The organism is Dyadobacter sp. 3J3, from assembly GCF_009801115.1.
GTDB lineage: Bacteria > Bacteroidota > Bacteroidia > Cytophagales > Spirosomataceae > Dyadobacter.
Window position 1 is genome coordinate 188,093 of record NZ_VTOL01000011.1, and the last position, 15,054, is coordinate 203,146.

The following is a 15,054-nucleotide window of genomic DNA, read 5'->3' on the forward strand; positions in this document are numbered from 1 at the left end:
CGATCTGAAAAATGAAACAAGGCATTAGTTTCGTATATAGTACAGGGGTATTTTTTTTGTACTATTTCCCGATAATACAAACACATTATTTATCAGAATTTTTGGCATCAATCTAAAAGACTGGTGTAGAGGTAGTGTCTCGTTGGTTGAAGTTCCGGCACTTTAATGCTTTTCAATATTTTAAAAAGACTGCGAAGAAAATTTTATAAAAATGAAGTTTGGTAAAATAAAAATTATATATCGAAGAATAATTTCATCGTATTATATATGACAATAATGCACTAACCATACATTATGCTATATTTAAGATTATTAATAACATGACTGGCATGCTCAACATGGTAGACCCTAAATATCTAAATAAAGTATTCAATGCGTTTCCCACCCCAGGAGCAGTACTACTTCCGGATTCTCCTAAATTTACGGTTGTTTACGTAAATCAGGCCTATCTCAATATTACCAATATTGCACGGGAGGATTTTGTCGGAAAAGGCTTTTTTGACGCCCTCACCGGAAATGCCTATTTCAAAGCACAACTTTGGAAAGATCTTCTAGAAGAATCAGTACGAGAAAAAAAGCCTGTTCAAACACCCGTTTTTGATTATAATGTACCGGTGCAAGGCACTTCTGATTATGTAATAAAAAAACTTATAACTTCAATCACCCCAGTTTTAGATGCAAATAATGAAATTGAATTCATTATCCGATCAGTCACAGATGTCACTGAAACGCTTGCTGTTAAGGAAAATGAAAGGGCAGTCAGCGATAACCTGGCCAGGAATGAAAAATTTCTAGAAGAGACTGAGCGTGTAGCAAGAATTGGAAGCTGGGAGGCAAATTTGGTAAATCAAAAGATTACCTGGTCCGATGTGGTGCGGGAAATACATGAAGTCGGGAAAGACTATGTTCCATATGCAGATTCACCAGTTTATTTTTATAAGGAAGGTGAAAACAGAGATTTATTTATAGCTGCTATTGATAAGGCCATTGAAAACGGTTCCGGATTTGACCTTGAACTCCAGATTATTACAGCAAAAGGAAATGAGCGCTGGATCAGGTTAACCGGTCAGGCTGTTTTAAAGGATGGAATTTGTACCAGAATTTACGGTTCTATTCAGGATATTCATGATAGGAAAATCAATGAGGAAGAACTAATTGTTTCAAGAAACCGCTTTGAATCATTGGTCCAAACTGTTGACGGAATTGTATGGGAAGCAGATGCACAAACTTTTGAATTTTCTTTTATCTCCGATCAGGTAATTAATATTCTTGGCTATACGCCACAGGAATGGCTGGCAGAACCTGATTTTTGGGCAAATCATATTCATTCGCTCGACCGTGTACAGGCCGTGGCTTATTGCCGACGTTGGGTGCAAGACGGCCGTAATCATACATTTGATTACAGAATGACCCGCGCTGATGGAAGTATGGCCTGGATAAAGGACGTGGTTTCTGTTATCCGTGAAGATGGTAAACCGATGCTATTGCGTGGTATCATGATGGATATTTCCGAAAGCAGGAGGTTTACAGAGCTTGAATATCTTGAAAAAAAAATACTGGAACTGAATTCTCACAAGGAAATAGCAATTAAAGACATTCTGACTGAATATCTGACCGGAATTGAGACTATTTTTCCTAATATGAAGTGTTCAATTCTTCAGGCTAAAAATGGTCGCCTTTACAACTGGTCGTCGCCATCATTGCCACCTGCTTATGTATCAGATATTCAGGGATTATTAATTGGAAAAAACACGGGTTCCTGCGGTTCTGCGGCTTTTCTGAAAAAACCGGTCATTGTAAGTGATATAAAAAATGATATCCGATGGGCAGATTATAAAGATCTGGCCATAAAATATAATCTGCGTGCCTGCTGGTCGTATCCGATTGTAAATTCTGAAGGCGATGTAATTGCTACTTTGGGTATTTATTATCGGGAAGTAAAAGTGCCGGTAGAAGAGGAATTGAAAGTTATTGAAAAATCAAGTGCCATTTTAAAAGTAATTCTGGAAAATCGGCAAAGCCTGGAAATGCTGGAAGAAACCTTTTTTTTGATGAATCAAGGTCAGGAACTAGCACATTTTGGAAACTGGCAATGGGATATCGTCAATAATGTGGTAAGCTGGTCGGATACACTTTATGATATCTACGGTCTGACTCGAACCGGATTTAAGGCTACTTTTGAAGGCTATCAGGAATTGCTGCATCCGGATGATAAAATACGTGTGTACCAGACAATCCAGAGTGTATTAGAAACCGAAAAAGACGTTGTTTTTGAAGAAAGAATAATTCGTCCCTCCGGCGAAATCCGAAATCTAAAATCATGGGGAAGGCTAAAAATCGATGAAAAGGGAAAGCCACTAAAAATGATCGGAGCCTGTCTTGATATTACCGAAAGCAGGAAAGTCCAGCAAGAATTACTGACGAGTGAATCCCGGTTAAGAAGCCTGGTGGATGCTCAGACAAATTACGTTATAAGACTTGATTTGGCTGGTCGTTATACATATTATAACAAAAAATATGCACAGGATTTTGGGTGGTCTTTCAAGGATGAAGATCTGAATGGAGAAAGTTGTATTACTATCGCTATTCCGGAGCATCATGTCAGGTTTTTGGAAGTTTCTGAATTGTGTAAACAAAAGCCAGGCAAAATTTATCAGATTGAGATTGATAAAATCGGTAACGGAGGTAAAATTATTTCTACTTTGTGGGATTTTGTCTGTTTGGTTGATTCTAACGGAAAACCTATTGAAATTCAATGTACAGGTCTTGACGTAACTGACCGAAAAAAAATGGAAGATGCCCTCAAAAATAGTAATGAGCGGTATGAACTGGTAAACCAGGCCACAAATGATGCGATTTACGATTGGGATTTAGACATAGATCACATTGCCTGGGGTGATGGTTACCGTCGTTTGTTTGGCTATGAAGTGAATGGAGAAAGATATTCGTTGGAGAAATGGACGTCAAATGTGCATCCTGTCGATCTGGATGAAGTAACGCGCAATCTTAATATAGCTCTTGCTGACGAAACGCAACAAAACTGGTCGGCTGAGTATCGCTACCAAAAACTTAATAGAACTTATGCATTTGTACAGGAGAGAGGTTTTATTATCAGAAATCCTGTTGGTAAACCCGTAAGAATGATCGGGGTGTTGCGTGACATTACTGAAATAAAACAAACTCAGATAAAACTTCTTCGGAAGTCAAAATTTTTGGCTGTCATTGCAGAAGTAAACAACAGTCTTTTACAATTTAACGACTGGTCGGAAGCGTTAGATAAATCTTTCGGGATTGTGGGACTTGCCGTCATGGTAGACAGGGTGTATTATTTTGAAAATTACACGGACAGAGGTTCGGGACAAAAATTCTCGAGTCAGAAATTTGAATGGAATGCAGGTACCTTTGATTCTCAGATTGATAATCCAAGATTGCAAAATGTGCCTCATGATACCCTGGTTGAATTAATTAACCCGCTGAATGAAAACAGGCCCTTCAATGCGATCATAAGTCAGCTTCCCGATTCTGATTTTAAGGCCGATCTCATACAGCAGCAGATCAAGGCTATGCTGATACTTCCAGTTTTTGTAAAGAATAAATTTTATGGTTATCTGGGATTTGATGACTGCCGTCATGAAAGAGAATGGGATGATGACGAGATCTCCTTTTTAAAAACCATCGTTGTTAATCTGGCAAAAGTTATTGAAGGACAGGAGGCGGATGAAGCACTGCTCGCGGCTTTTGAAGAAAAAAACAAAACACTTGAAAGTATCCAGGATGGCTTTTTTGCTGTCAATGAGGACTGGACGGTAACTTATTGGAATAAGGAAGCAGAACGTTTGCTGGGTATTAAACGTGAAGAAATCGTAAATCATAATTTGTGGGATATTTATAATAAAAATAAAGCACCGAAATCCTATTATCAATATAGCAAGGTACTGCAAGAAAAAATACCTGTAAGATTTGAGGAATATTATGTGCCTGTGCATCGCTGGTTTGAAGTCAGTGCCTATCCTACAAGCGCAGGTATAACAGTTTATTTTAAAAATATCACGGAACGTAAATTAGCCGAGGTTAAGCTGAAAGAATTGCATCAGGAATTGGAAAATAATCTAAAAATTCTGGCAATTTCTAATTCCGAACTCGAACAATTTGCATACGTGGCTTCACACGACTTGCAGGAACCGCTGCGAATGGTTACCAGTTTTTTGACACTCCTTGAAAAAAAATACAGCGATTCGCTGGATGAAAAGGCAAAAAAATATATTTTTTTCGCTGTTGACGGAGCTAGAAGAATGCGCCAGATTATTCTGGACCTGCTTGATTTTTCAAGAGTCGGGAAATCGGAGGAGAAGCTCGAAGAAGTTGATTTGAATGAATTAATAGAAGAAATAATGCTTCTTTACAGAAAAAATATTGAAGAAAAACACGCGACCATCAAATTTGCTGATCTACCTGTGCTTAATACATTTAAAACACCTTTAAGACAGATTTTTCAGAATCTGATAAGCAATGGATTGAAGTATCAGCCGCATAGCAGAGTGCCACAGATAGATATTTCATCCAAGGAGACCGGGTCGCACTGGGAATTCGCCGTCAGGGATAACGGAATCGGGATTAACGAGCAGTATTTCGATAAGATTTTTATTATCTTTCAAAGACTTCATAATAAAGACGAATATTCGGGCACTGGGATGGGGCTGGCGATTACGAAAAAAATTGTGGAAAATCTGGGCGGGACAATCTGGTTAAAATCAGTAGAAGGAAAAGAAAGCACTTTTTATTTTAGCATTGCAAAACAGTAACCAACAACGTTATGAAAAGTATACATATTTTATTAGTGGAGGATAATGAAGGTGATATTTTGCTCACAACAGAGGCTTTGCAGGAAGCAAGAATTTTAAACAGAATCAGTGTTGTCAGAGACGGAGAAGAAGCGATTGATTTCTTAAAGCAGGAAGGAAAACATACACTGGCAGAACAGCCGGATCTAGTACTGCTGGATGTAAACCTTCCCAAAAAAAATGGACATGAAGTACTTAAGTATATTAAGAAAAGTGATGAGATAAAGCATATTCCTGTAATAATGCTAACTACATCATCCTCAGAAAAGGATATTAATCTTTCCTATAAGAATCATGCGAATTGCTACATCACCAAACCGATAGAACTGGATAGTTTTTTGAATGTGGTCAGGCAGATCGAAAATTTCTGGATCAGCATTGTAACGTTGCCATCCGTAAACATAAATTGATGGAAAAGGATAAAAACAGATATAAAATTCTTGTCATTGAAGATAATGCCGGAGATTTTGCGCTAATTGAAGATTTTCTGGATGAGCAGATCTCTTCTCCTGAAATTTTCCAGGCTAAAAATTTCAAGGAAGGGAGGTCTTTACTTGTAGAGGAAAAACTGCCTGTAAATGTCATTTTACTTGATCTTTCTTTACCTGATAAAAGCGGGGAAAATCTGATCATGGAAATAGTTGCCCTCAGCGCAGGAATTCCGATCATTGTTTTAACAGGATATCCGGACATATCTTTCAGTGTTAAATCACTTTCTCTGGGTGTTTCTGATTATTTACTTAAAGACGAATTATCTGCTTCCAATTTATACAAAAGCATCCTTTACAGTATTGAGCGAAAGAAAAAATCGGCTGAACTGGAAGAATCAGAAAAACGCTACAGTGATCTTTTTCAGCTAAGTCCTCAGCCAATGTGGGTTTATGATCTTGAAACATTGCAATTTATGAACGTTAATGATGCCGCGATCAGGCATTACGGATATAATCTCGAAGAATTTCTTGAGATGACGATCAGTGATATACGGCCGGTTGAAGATCTTAACCAGGTTGAAGAATCATTGAATCAGACAAGAAGACAATCAACTTTTCATTACAACGGTATCTCCCGGCACCGAAAGAAAAATGGGGAAATAATACAAGCAGAAATTCAAAGTAACGTTATTTATATAAATGGTAAAAAGGCCAGGGTAGTTTTGGTAAATGACATTACCGAAAGGTTGCATTACATTGAAGCGATTGAACGTCAAAACCAAAAATTGCAGGAAATTGCCTGGCTTCAATCTCATGTCGTTAGGGCTCCCGTTGCCAGACTGATGGGTATTGTTGACCTGATCAAAAATTACCATCATTCAGAAAATGAAAAAAAGGAATTGTTGGATCATATGCTTATTTCGGCTAATGAGCTTGACGGGATTATTAGGGATATAGCGAATAAGACAAAACTAATTTGAGATTCTCCTATCAAAGTCGACTGACTTTGATAGGAGAATATGTTTAATCATGACTAATAGTATTTGTTTTAGCTGCGATCCCAAAACGCAGGCGGCTCTATGCCAAGTGCTCTAAGGTAAACGTAGCCCTGTGCGCGATGGTGGATTTCGTTGTCAATGATATATAAAGTTGTAAAATAAACCGGACCATCATATTGTCCGAAAGCAGCATCCATTTCATGGAAACGTGATACCGGGATTTTTGGCCAGATTGTGTTAATCTCCTCTGTAATTTTATCCCAAAGTGCCAGTACTTCTTGCTTGGTAGCTGGTGGCGTTGATGTAAAATTTAGAGGAGGATCACCGTAGGTCCATTCTCCAGACAAAATCCCATGAATTCCTGGCCCTGAAAGTACCATGATTTCCATAATTAATTCTGCAAAAGTGCGCATGCCTCCAATAGAAAAGGTGTAAAACTGGTCGTCAGGAAATGCTTCAATCGCACGGCGCGTAATCCGACGGTGTCCCTGCCAGTGATTTAACAAGGCATCCTGTGTGATGAAAACTTCAGATTCAAGAAGTTCTTTTACCTCACTAGTGTTATTTTCCATTTTGCTAAAAGTTTATGTTTTTACTATTTCCATTACAAAGGAAATACATGCCAGTGACAGCCCTATGTCAGCAGGGTTTTTAGGGTGGAAAATATTTTTTAATGAATCAAAATTAAAGAAAGAGAAAGCAAGAATCAGGTTTTAAGTAAAACTTCGTGACAGTAATTTTAAGGAAACAAACCTGAATTTTACGATGATTATACTGCATAGTAGCCTGGGGATTGACAAGCCTACAATTCAAAGAAATTTGGGAAGGTTAATCCGTAGTGGCGAAATTACACTGGGTGGCTACAAAAAGGCGAGAATTTATGGCACCCTTCATTGCCGCTCTGGAAAAAGAATGAAAATAGAAAACCGGGTTTTCTTTAAAGATGAGCAGCAGGCAATTACAGAAAAGTACCGGCCATGCGCGCACTGCCTTCCTGGAAAATATAAGTTGTGGAAATTAAATAACGATTTGAAAATCGTGTATAATGATAATTCTCACGCAGATTCCGATCTTTTAGCAAGGCTCCTCCATAAATAAAAAGCCATGTAACTTTCCCATCCTCTCATTTCCTGAAAAAAATTATTGATTTGTAAGCTGTCTTTTTTGTCGGTTATGATTTCATGCACTAACAGCGCCTGTAATAAACCCGAGTCACCATAGGGAACACTTGACGGTTCTTTTAAGCTTTTCATCAACGCATAATTTGCTGTCCATATACCAATGCCTTTAACAGACATCAACACCTTTTGCCGTGCGTCATAATCGGGGAGGGAAAGTAGGATTTCTTTGCTTAGTTTTCCAGCCTTAAAAAGTTTCGAAATGTTAATAATATATTCCACTTTTTTAGAAGAAAACTGCATGGCTTTCAAGTCATCCGGATCGGCTTCAGCCAGTATTTCAAAAGAAGGAAAAATATGAAATTGCTGATTCTCAAACGTAGTATGACACCCATATTTTTCGACAAGTCTTCTTTTAAGCTTGTAAGCAAATGTCAGGTTGATTTGCTGTCCGATAACACTCCAGCACAAGGCTTCAAAAAGATCGGGAATTCCTATAATTCGCAAGCCCTTAAATTCCTCAGCCATGTAGGCAATTTCGCTGCGCTGATTAAGAAGCTGATAAAAAGGATTCAAATCCCTGTCAATATCCAGCCAGTCAATAACATAATCTTTGATAGCCGCCGTGGTTTCTAAATCACATGGGCCAAACAGGATTTTTATTTGCAACGCCTGCCCATTTTGAGCTATTGAAAATACAAAGAAAACATCCCGGATGAGTACGGCTTTTAATATTTTGTCAACAGTGAGTGAATGCATACAATCGTCATAATTACGATTGAGAAACCACAGACATTCGCTGAAACTAAAACTTGATTTTATGTTTATTAAAATAATGTTATTGCTCATTTAAAGTATCCTATCATTCGTCATACCAGATAAGTAAAACTAGCTTCGATCAGTTTTACAAACAATCCGAAACTTGCGGTATAAAAGAAATGATCAGGCTTGATTCCTCAAATTCATTAACAATTGTTTTCTCGCTAAGCCGGATTCCTCCAATAAAAACCCGTGATATAAATTTTGAAGCACAGCATTGCATATATAGCGTTTGCCAGTTAATACAATTTCAATGGATCGTAATAGTTCAGATGGGTTGTTTTGTTTTAAAACATAACCTTCAATTCCAAATTCAAGGTATGGAAGTGTTTTGAAATCGTAAATGATTTCATCATATACAATAACCGGTGATATCGGGAAAAACTGTTTTACCGCATAATACAATTCCAAATCTTGTTTCCTGGAATTATCATTTATACCCAAAATTATTAGATCCGGCTTTATCTTTTTCTCAAATTGGGGAATATCTTTTAAAGATTCTACTTCTGTAATTTGGATATCTTCAAAGTTATTTCTCAATAAATTGTTAATTCCGTAACGAAGTATAGGGTAATTGTCTAAAACTATGATCGATAACATTGATATGGGGTTTAATTATGTGGAAAACAAAAATCGTGCCAGTAAATTATTAATTCAGTTGGGATTCTTATTATCACTTTTATTGGGTAATATATAAACGTCATGCAGGTTTTAACCTGTTACCCAATACGCCGGAAAACAGGTATTCTGAAATATTTCATGGGGTTAATATCATTATCAATAATCTTTTGCTGGCTCTGTACCAATTAAATTCGGTGCTGCCAACACAAGGAATTTTAGATGATGGAACCACGGAATAAACTCCATGGCTATCATGTCGTTCATGCCTAAGGCGTTAACGCTTCGATATTTTGGATTTCTAACCATGGAAGAAATCGGTTGTATAACCTTTAATCCTTACGGCACTTTGATAATGCTTTGAATTAATTTCCTTTGGTATAGATTATAGCCTACCTATTTTGGTCGATGAAATGACATCTTTTTTGATACATATTTTGGACCAAAAAGAAAATTCCAAGTTCATATCGCAATTAGGTCAGACACAGAAATTAAAATGCCTTTAGGCATGATTGATATGGAAATTGAATGAAAGATTTGACGCTAGCGATTAAGATAAACATCGTTTTGGCTAACAATTTCCTGAAATATGCTTCTAAAATCATTCGTGATATACTTATTAAACAAACTTTTATTTAAATTGAGAAAGACATTTTTCGTCGATTGCGGGAGCAAATCAAATAATAAAGAAAAACGTTAACTGATTTTTATTGAAGCAAAGATAGTGTGTGAAGTAGTGCTGAATAAAACCGGACTATTGAATTCCTCAGCTTTCGACATTGTGACAGTCGGGCTGTTACCTGCCTTTGTTTTTTTCAAGCCGGCCTCCGGGAACAAATTCTCCTTCAATCCACCGGACGAAGTTTTTGGCATGGGTAAGATAAATGTTTGCGGCCAGTGGTTTTAATTCCGACGACTGTATCTCGCTGATATACATGTCGAGGAGCCGGCTGATTTCCGTTAAAGATTCTGAATCGGTTTGCATGATACTGGGTTAAATATGTGTGAAAATAGTTATTGAATTCTTGTGTATACTACCATACTGAGGAAATTGAATAACGGGCCAATTTTATTTCAATTAAATTTAAAGCCCTAACCGTTAAATAAATAGAATTATAATTTCACTGTTTTAATATAAAGAAATAAGGTATTATCCTGAAAGTCTTTAACAAATAATTCTTCTGGCTTATATACCTCTGAGGAAGGCGGAAGGTTTCATTGTCTGGATAGTAAGTAAATAGCACTTTGTAAATAAGTCGTTTGCAACAACAATCTACGCATCTGTAATTTAAATTATTGAAGATGGTTTAGTATTATATTTTGAATATTAAAATTATTTGTAATAAAATGTTGTTGTACAAAGAGCATAGGTTAATTTTGGACCATTATTCGATTTTAGTCGAAAAATAATTAATAGAAGATGTTAAATAAAGATGAAATAATTAAGGCAAAAATTCTGGAAGGGGCTAACAAACTTTTTCAGAGATATGGTTTGAGCAAAACGACCATGGAAGATATTGCCAAGGATGCAGGGAAAGGGAAAAGCACGCTTTATTATTATTTTAAAAGTAAAGAAGAAATTTTTCAGGCCATTATCAGCAGAGAAAAAGACGATTTTTTTCTGATACTCCAAAGTGAGATTGCCAAGTCGCCTACGGCCTGGGAGAAATTCAAGACATTTTATCTTAAACGTTTTGAAATGATGAAAAAAATGGCAAATCTCTACACAGTATTGGTATCAGAAACCCGGGAGGCAATGTTTGCAACCGGAGGAGACTGTCATTGGCGAAAAAAATATGACGAAAAGGAGATTGTGATCCTTAAAAGCATCCTCGAATACGGTATGGTCAGCGGAGAATTCCGAATATTAAGCGATAGTGAACTTAACAGGCTGGCATTTGTACTTACGAGTGCGCAAAGAAGTATTGAGTTTGATCTTATCATGTATGACAAACTTGATGAGATGCATGACTATCTTCAACTCCTCATGCAATTGGTCATGAATGGGCTAAAAAAATAACATTGGGTTAATATACTGACTCTAATACGTTATTAGTTTTAAAGTTTAGATAAGCGTGTTCAGAATTATTATATTCGCAATAACTGTCAGGAGATTAAGTATTTGGATAACTTAGTGATATCGGATACAATTTTAAAATAACCGCGCACATTTATTGCAGTTGCTACCCGGCACTTTGCGAAAAGTTAACAGAAAATTAAATAAACATTAAAATAGGCAGATATTGAAAAAGAGGGGTGAAGAACCAATGGAAAAATATTTTCTTTGCCAGGCTGTAACAGTTCATAGAAATAATAATTCTATTTAACACAAAAAACTGGCAGTTTTTAACGAAAGAAAGTTTTAAAAATACAATTTTTATATCTTTGTAAAAATATAATAAAATCGGTTTTTATATTTTTTAAAAGCAGGGTATATACATTAAAAAGATTGATATATCACTTGTCTGGTATGTTTAAAAGGAATATTGAAGATTTTTCTGATAAATCAGGTTTTTGAAAAAGTTTTCATAAGAATAGGTTTTAAATCTTGCCTGAACTTAAAAAAACTGTTTTTGTTATAAATTTTTGAAATAAATTAATTCAAGTAAAAACCTTTATTGAAGTTAACATGTTAGGTAATACAGGCGAAACAATGCTTTTACATTGCCTTAATATGATTAAATTACTTTTTTAATGACAAAAAAAATGCATAACCAACTGGAATTAACTGGAAATCAGGAAGTAGGTGCATGTTTCTGACACTAAATATTTATGGGGAATAAACTACATGCCCGGGTTTCTGAATTCAGAGATTCGAAGGTAATTAAGGAAAGAGGGCTTTACCCTTATTTTAGGCCAATTGAATCAGGACAAGATACTGAGGTAATCATTCATGGCAAAAAAGTGCTGATGTTTGGTTCAAATTCGTATCTCGGTTTGACAAATCATCCTAAGGTAGTGGAAGCGGCTCGTGAAGCAACTACTAAATACGGAACCGGATGCGCAGGCTCACGTTTCTTGAATGGTTCGCTGGATATCCATGAAGAGTTAGAGACAAAACTTGCAATATATACCGGAAAAGAGGCCGCTGTACTTTTTAGTACTGGTTTTCAGGCTAATTTGGGTGCTCTTTCCAGCATTACAGGTAGGAATGATTACCTGATACTGGATGATGCAAATCATGCCTCTATTATTGACGGCAGCCGTTTGTCTTTTTCAAAAGTGGTCAAATACAGCCATAATAATATGGATGATTTGAGGAATAAATTGAAAAACCTTCCGGAAGATGCTATTAAGCTAATCGCAACGGACGGGATTTTCAGCATGGAAGGTGACATCGTCAAGCTTCCTGAAATGGTGGCTATTGCTGAAGAGTTTGGAGCCAATATTATGGTGGATGATGCCCATAGTCTTGGTGTTATTGGAGTTAACGGATCAGGTACAGCATCTCATTTTGGTCTTACCTCCAAGGCAGATCTTATTATGGGTACTTTCAGTAAATCATTTGCCTCACTTGGCGGTTTTATTGCGGCTGACGAAGAAACGATAGAATATCTCAAACACCGCGCACGTGCTTTGATGTTTAGTGCCAGTATGACTCCTTCCTCTGTTGCCACAGTTTTGGCGGCTCTTGAAATTGTTCAAAATGAACCGGAGCATATCGAAAAACTTTGGGATAATACACATTATGCCAAGAGGTTGTTGCTTGAAAGTGGATTTGATTTAGGGAAAACCGAAAGTCCGATTCTACCTGTATACATACGGGACAACGAAAAAACCTTCCAGATTACCAAGATTTTACATGAAGATGGTGTCTTTGTAAATCCTGTCGTATCTCCTGCGGTGCATACCACGGAATCTCTGATTCGTTTTTCTTTAATGGCAACCCATACTTTTGCGCAGATTGAAGAAGCAGTAGATAAAATGACTAAGGCTTACAAACACATATATTCCGACCCTATTATTTCTGAAAGTGTATGACCCAAGTTTTACCCGTTACCTCTAATAAGGATTTAGACCGTTTTGTTGATTTTCCTCATGACCTTTATAAGGATGATGTAAACTACGTTCCGGAAATATTTATTGGGCAAAAAGATTTGCTTTCTCCCGGTAAACATCCTTTTTATGAACATTCATCGTCGCAGTGTTTTTTAGCATTTGATGACAATGGTAAGATAACGGGTCGAATTGCTGCCATACACAATAAAAACCACAATGAATTTGTTGGGGCTAACGATGGTTTTTTTGGTTTTTTCGATTGCATAAACAATCAGGAAACTGCCAACTTACTTTTTGAAAAAGCCACAGATTGGCTTAAAGAAAAGGGACTGGACAAAATTCAGGGGCCTGCAAGTCCTACGACCAATGATGTCTGCGGACTTTTGGTTGATGGTTTTGACATGCCTCCTGTTGCGATGATGCCATATAATGCGCCATACTATTTGACGCTCCTTGAAAATATCGGTTTTACAAAAAAAACAGATTTGCTGGCTTACAAAGTGATGCACGCAACTGTAAATGACAAATCGATAAGAATGCTGGATTTGCTTCAAAAACGATTACTGGAAAGAAATGGTATTGTTATTAGAAAAGTAAATCTTAAAGATTTCAAGAATGAGGTCGTAAAGATCAGGGAGATCTATAATTCGGCATGGGAGGAAAATCTTGGATTTGTTCCTATGACGGAACACGAATTTGAGTATCTGGCCAAGGACTTGAAAATGATCCTGAATCCTGATTATTGTTTGTTAGCAGAAAAGGATGATAAAATCGTTGGTTTTGTTCTGGCGATTCCGGACATCAATCAGATCTTGATCAAAATCAAAAAAGGAAGATTATTACCAACAGGGATTTTCAAACTTCTTTTCCTGAAAAAGAATATTGACATGTTGCGGATCTTGACTTTGGGTGTTGTTGATGGTTACCGTAAACTGGGGATTGAAGCCTGTTTGTATGGTGGCATTATCAAAAATTCGAAAGGCACTAAAATAAAAGGTGGAGAGTGCTCGTGGATGTTGGAAGATAATCATATGATGAACAGGGCATTGGATCAGATGAACGGAGAGCTTTACAAGCGTTATAGATTGCTTGAAAAGGAAATATGAGTGAAAGAATTTTGATAACAGGAGCAAGTGGATTTATAGGATATCATCTTATAAAAGCTGCGCAGGAGGCCGGATATGAGGTTGACGCGGCAGTACGTTCATCGAGCCAGTTATCGCATTTAAACGCTTTGGCACCTAATTTTGTAACGGTCGATCTTGGTTCAAAAGAATCTTTGATCAGCAATCTGGAAGCGGGTCAATATTCGTATATCATTCATGCGGCCGGTGCAACCAAGGCAAAAAGTATAGAAGAATATAATTTCATTAATGCCGGATATACCCAAAATCTTGCTCTGGCAGCAGAACAGGCGAATATTCAGCTTAAAAAGTTTGTCTTTGTAAGTAGTCTGGCTGCGATTGGGCCAACGGACTATGATAATGAAGAGCTCTTTACAGAAAATAGAAAAGCCAACCCGGTGACGGCTTACGGAAAAAGTAAATTGCTGGCGGAGCAATATTTAAACGACAGCAATTTGCCGCTAGCCATTTTGAGACCAACCGCGGTTTACGGTCCTGGTGAAAAGGATTTATACATCGTTTTCAAAATGTTGCAGGACGGGTTGGATATGTACATTGGTAAAAAACCTCAGCGTTTCAGTTTTGTTTATGTTCAGGATCTGGTGAATGCTATCATGCTTTCTTTACATGCTGAAAATAAGACAGAACGTACTTATAATATATCAGACGGCAATGTCTATGGCCGTTATGAGCTTGCCGATACTTTTAAGGATCTGCTCGGAAAGAAGACAATACGTTTTCATATTCCGGAAAGTGTAGTAAAAGTAGTGGCTAACGTGCTGGAATTGGCTTACACGAATTCTGAAAAAACGCCTGTTCTTAATAAAGAGAAGCTGAATGAACTTACAGCACCCAACTGGGCTTGTAGTATCGAAGCAGCAAGAAAAGATTTGCATTACCGCCCCTTATACAATCTAAAATCAGGTTTGTCAGAATCAATTCAGTGGTATACACAAGAAAAATGGCTTTAAATCACCTCTAAAATTTAAGATTATGAAGTACGTAGATCAGCATGTCAGTCCACCTGGACTCTAAAGCGGACACTGTGCTTTCATGACCTGGGGCGTGGTAAGAGATAATAATGAGAGATTAAAAAGGTCTTAGAT

At 37.1% G+C, this 15,054-nt stretch carries 12 protein-coding genes; 8 read left to right on the forward strand and 4 right to left on the reverse strand.

The genetic code is table 11. The features are described from left to right. Window positions 1-338 precede the first annotated feature (338 nt). From FZF08_RS22930 to FZF08_RS22940, 3 genes are read left to right on the forward strand one after another with little or no spacing between them, the layout of a single operon-like run. Complete coding sequence (locus FZF08_RS22930) at window positions 339-4,802, forward strand: PAS domain-containing protein (RefSeq protein WP_159473921.1); 4,464 nt, start codon at window positions 339-341, stop codon at window positions 4,800-4,802. A gap of 11 nt (window positions 4,803-4,813) precedes the next feature. Beyond that, window positions 4,814-5,251, forward strand: coding sequence for a response regulator (locus tag FZF08_RS22935; protein ID WP_159473924.1), 438 nt, complete (start codon window positions 4,814-4,816; stop codon window positions 5,249-5,251). Beyond that, window positions 5,251-6,252 carry a PAS domain S-box protein gene (locus FZF08_RS22940; protein WP_159473927.1) on the forward strand — a complete coding sequence of 334 codons (1,002 nt, stop codon included), beginning with the start codon at window positions 5,251-5,253 and terminating at the stop codon, window positions 6,250-6,252. The genes FZF08_RS22935 and FZF08_RS22940 overlap by 1 nt, the downstream gene beginning before the upstream one ends. 68 nt (window positions 6,253-6,320) lie before the next feature. Here the strand turns inward: FZF08_RS22940 and FZF08_RS22945 are convergent, their stop codons facing one another. After that, on the reverse strand, window positions 6,321-6,842 hold the full coding sequence (locus FZF08_RS22945) for a DinB family protein (RefSeq protein ID WP_159473930.1): 522 nt from the start codon (window positions 6,840-6,842) through the stop codon (window positions 6,321-6,323). A gap of 193 nt (window positions 6,843-7,035) precedes the next feature. Between FZF08_RS22945 and FZF08_RS22950 the strand changes: the two genes are divergently transcribed. Next, window positions 7,036-7,368: an Ada metal-binding domain-containing protein gene (locus FZF08_RS22950; protein ID WP_159473933.1), complete on the forward strand. Its 333-nt coding sequence runs from the start codon at window positions 7,036-7,038 to the stop codon at window positions 7,366-7,368. On the opposite strand, the gene FZF08_RS22955 is transcribed toward FZF08_RS22950, so the two are convergent. The 3 genes from FZF08_RS22955 to FZF08_RS22965 all read right to left on the reverse strand — a co-directional run bounded on the left by FZF08_RS22955 (window position 7,326) and on the right by FZF08_RS22965 (window position 9,810). Then, window positions 7,326-8,147: a DNA-3-methyladenine glycosylase gene (locus tag FZF08_RS22955; RefSeq protein WP_229216656.1), complete on the reverse strand. Its 822-nt coding sequence runs from the start codon at window positions 8,145-8,147 to the stop codon at window positions 7,326-7,328. The two genes, FZF08_RS22950 and FZF08_RS22955, sit on opposite strands and share 43 nt — an antisense overlap. A gap of 183 nt (window positions 8,148-8,330) precedes the next feature. Then, on the reverse strand, window positions 8,331-8,807 hold the full coding sequence (locus FZF08_RS22960) for a hypothetical protein (RefSeq protein WP_159473939.1): 477 nt from the start codon (window positions 8,805-8,807) through the stop codon (window positions 8,331-8,333). Window positions 8,808-9,621: 814 nt separating this feature from the next. Then, window positions 9,622-9,810 (reverse strand): hypothetical protein, encoded by a 189-nt coding sequence (locus FZF08_RS22965; RefSeq protein WP_159473942.1) that lies wholly within the window; start codon window positions 9,808-9,810, stop codon window positions 9,622-9,624. A 435-nt stretch (window positions 9,811-10,245) separates the two neighbouring features. Between FZF08_RS22965 and FZF08_RS22970 the strand changes: the two genes are divergently transcribed. From FZF08_RS22970 to FZF08_RS22985, 4 genes are all read left to right on the forward strand, one after another. After that, a complete protein-coding gene (locus FZF08_RS22970) occupies window positions 10,246-10,845 on the forward strand; it encodes a TetR/AcrR family transcriptional regulator (RefSeq protein ID WP_159473945.1) in 600 nt (199 codons plus the stop codon). A 752-nt stretch (window positions 10,846-11,597) separates the two neighbouring features. Continuing rightward, window positions 11,598-12,806 (forward strand): serine palmitoyltransferase, encoded by a 1,209-nt coding sequence (gene spt, locus FZF08_RS22975; protein WP_159473948.1) that lies wholly within the window; start codon window positions 11,598-11,600, stop codon window positions 12,804-12,806. Continuing rightward, window positions 12,803-13,930, forward strand: coding sequence for a hypothetical protein (locus FZF08_RS22980; protein WP_159473951.1), 1,128 nt, complete (start codon window positions 12,803-12,805; stop codon window positions 13,928-13,930). Before spt ends, FZF08_RS22980 begins: the two co-directional genes overlap by 4 nt. After that, the gene (locus FZF08_RS22985; RefSeq protein WP_159473954.1) at window positions 13,927-14,919 is read left to right on the forward strand and encodes an NAD(P)-dependent oxidoreductase; all 993 of its coding nucleotides are present in this window, start codon (window positions 13,927-13,929) and stop codon (window positions 14,917-14,919) included. The genes FZF08_RS22980 and FZF08_RS22985 overlap by 4 nt, the downstream gene beginning before the upstream one ends. Window positions 14,920-15,054: the final 135 nt, after the last annotated feature.

Bases quoted from the DNA above. Each gene is read 5' to 3' on its own strand.
- FZF08_RS22945 (WP_159473930.1), bottom strand. From the start codon at position 6,842: ATGGAAAATAACACTAGTGAGGTAAAAGAACTTCTTGAATCTGAAGTT.
- FZF08_RS22970 (WP_159473945.1), top strand. From the start codon at position 10,246: ATGTTAAATAAAGATGAAATAATTAAGGCAAAAATTCTGGAAGGGGCT.
- FZF08_RS22940 (WP_159473927.1), top strand. From the start codon at position 5,251: ATGGAAAAGGATAAAAACAGATATAAAATTCTTGTCATTGAAGATAAT.
- FZF08_RS22965 (WP_159473942.1), bottom strand. From the start codon at position 9,810: ATGCAAACCGATTCAGAATCTTTAACGGAAATCAGCCGGCTCCTCGAC.
- spt (WP_159473948.1), top strand. From the start codon at position 11,598: ATGGGGAATAAACTACATGCCCGGGTTTCTGAATTCAGAGATTCGAAG.
- FZF08_RS22930 (WP_159473921.1), top strand. From the start codon at position 339: ATGGTAGACCCTAAATATCTAAATAAAGTATTCAATGCGTTTCCCACC.
- FZF08_RS22935 (WP_159473924.1), top strand. From the start codon at position 4,814: ATGAAAAGTATACATATTTTATTAGTGGAGGATAATGAAGGTGATATT.
- FZF08_RS22980 (WP_159473951.1), top strand. From the start codon at position 12,803: ATGACCCAAGTTTTACCCGTTACCTCTAATAAGGATTTAGACCGTTTT.
- FZF08_RS22950 (WP_159473933.1), top strand. From the start codon at position 7,036: ATGATTATACTGCATAGTAGCCTGGGGATTGACAAGCCTACAATTCAA.
- FZF08_RS22955 (WP_229216656.1), bottom strand. From the start codon at position 8,147: ATGCATTCACTCACTGTTGACAAAATATTAAAAGCCGTACTCATCCGG.
- FZF08_RS22960 (WP_159473939.1), bottom strand. From the start codon at position 8,807: ATGTTATCGATCATAGTTTTAGACAATTACCCTATACTTCGTTACGGA.
- FZF08_RS22985 (WP_159473954.1), top strand. From the start codon at position 13,927: ATGAGTGAAAGAATTTTGATAACAGGAGCAAGTGGATTTATAGGATAT.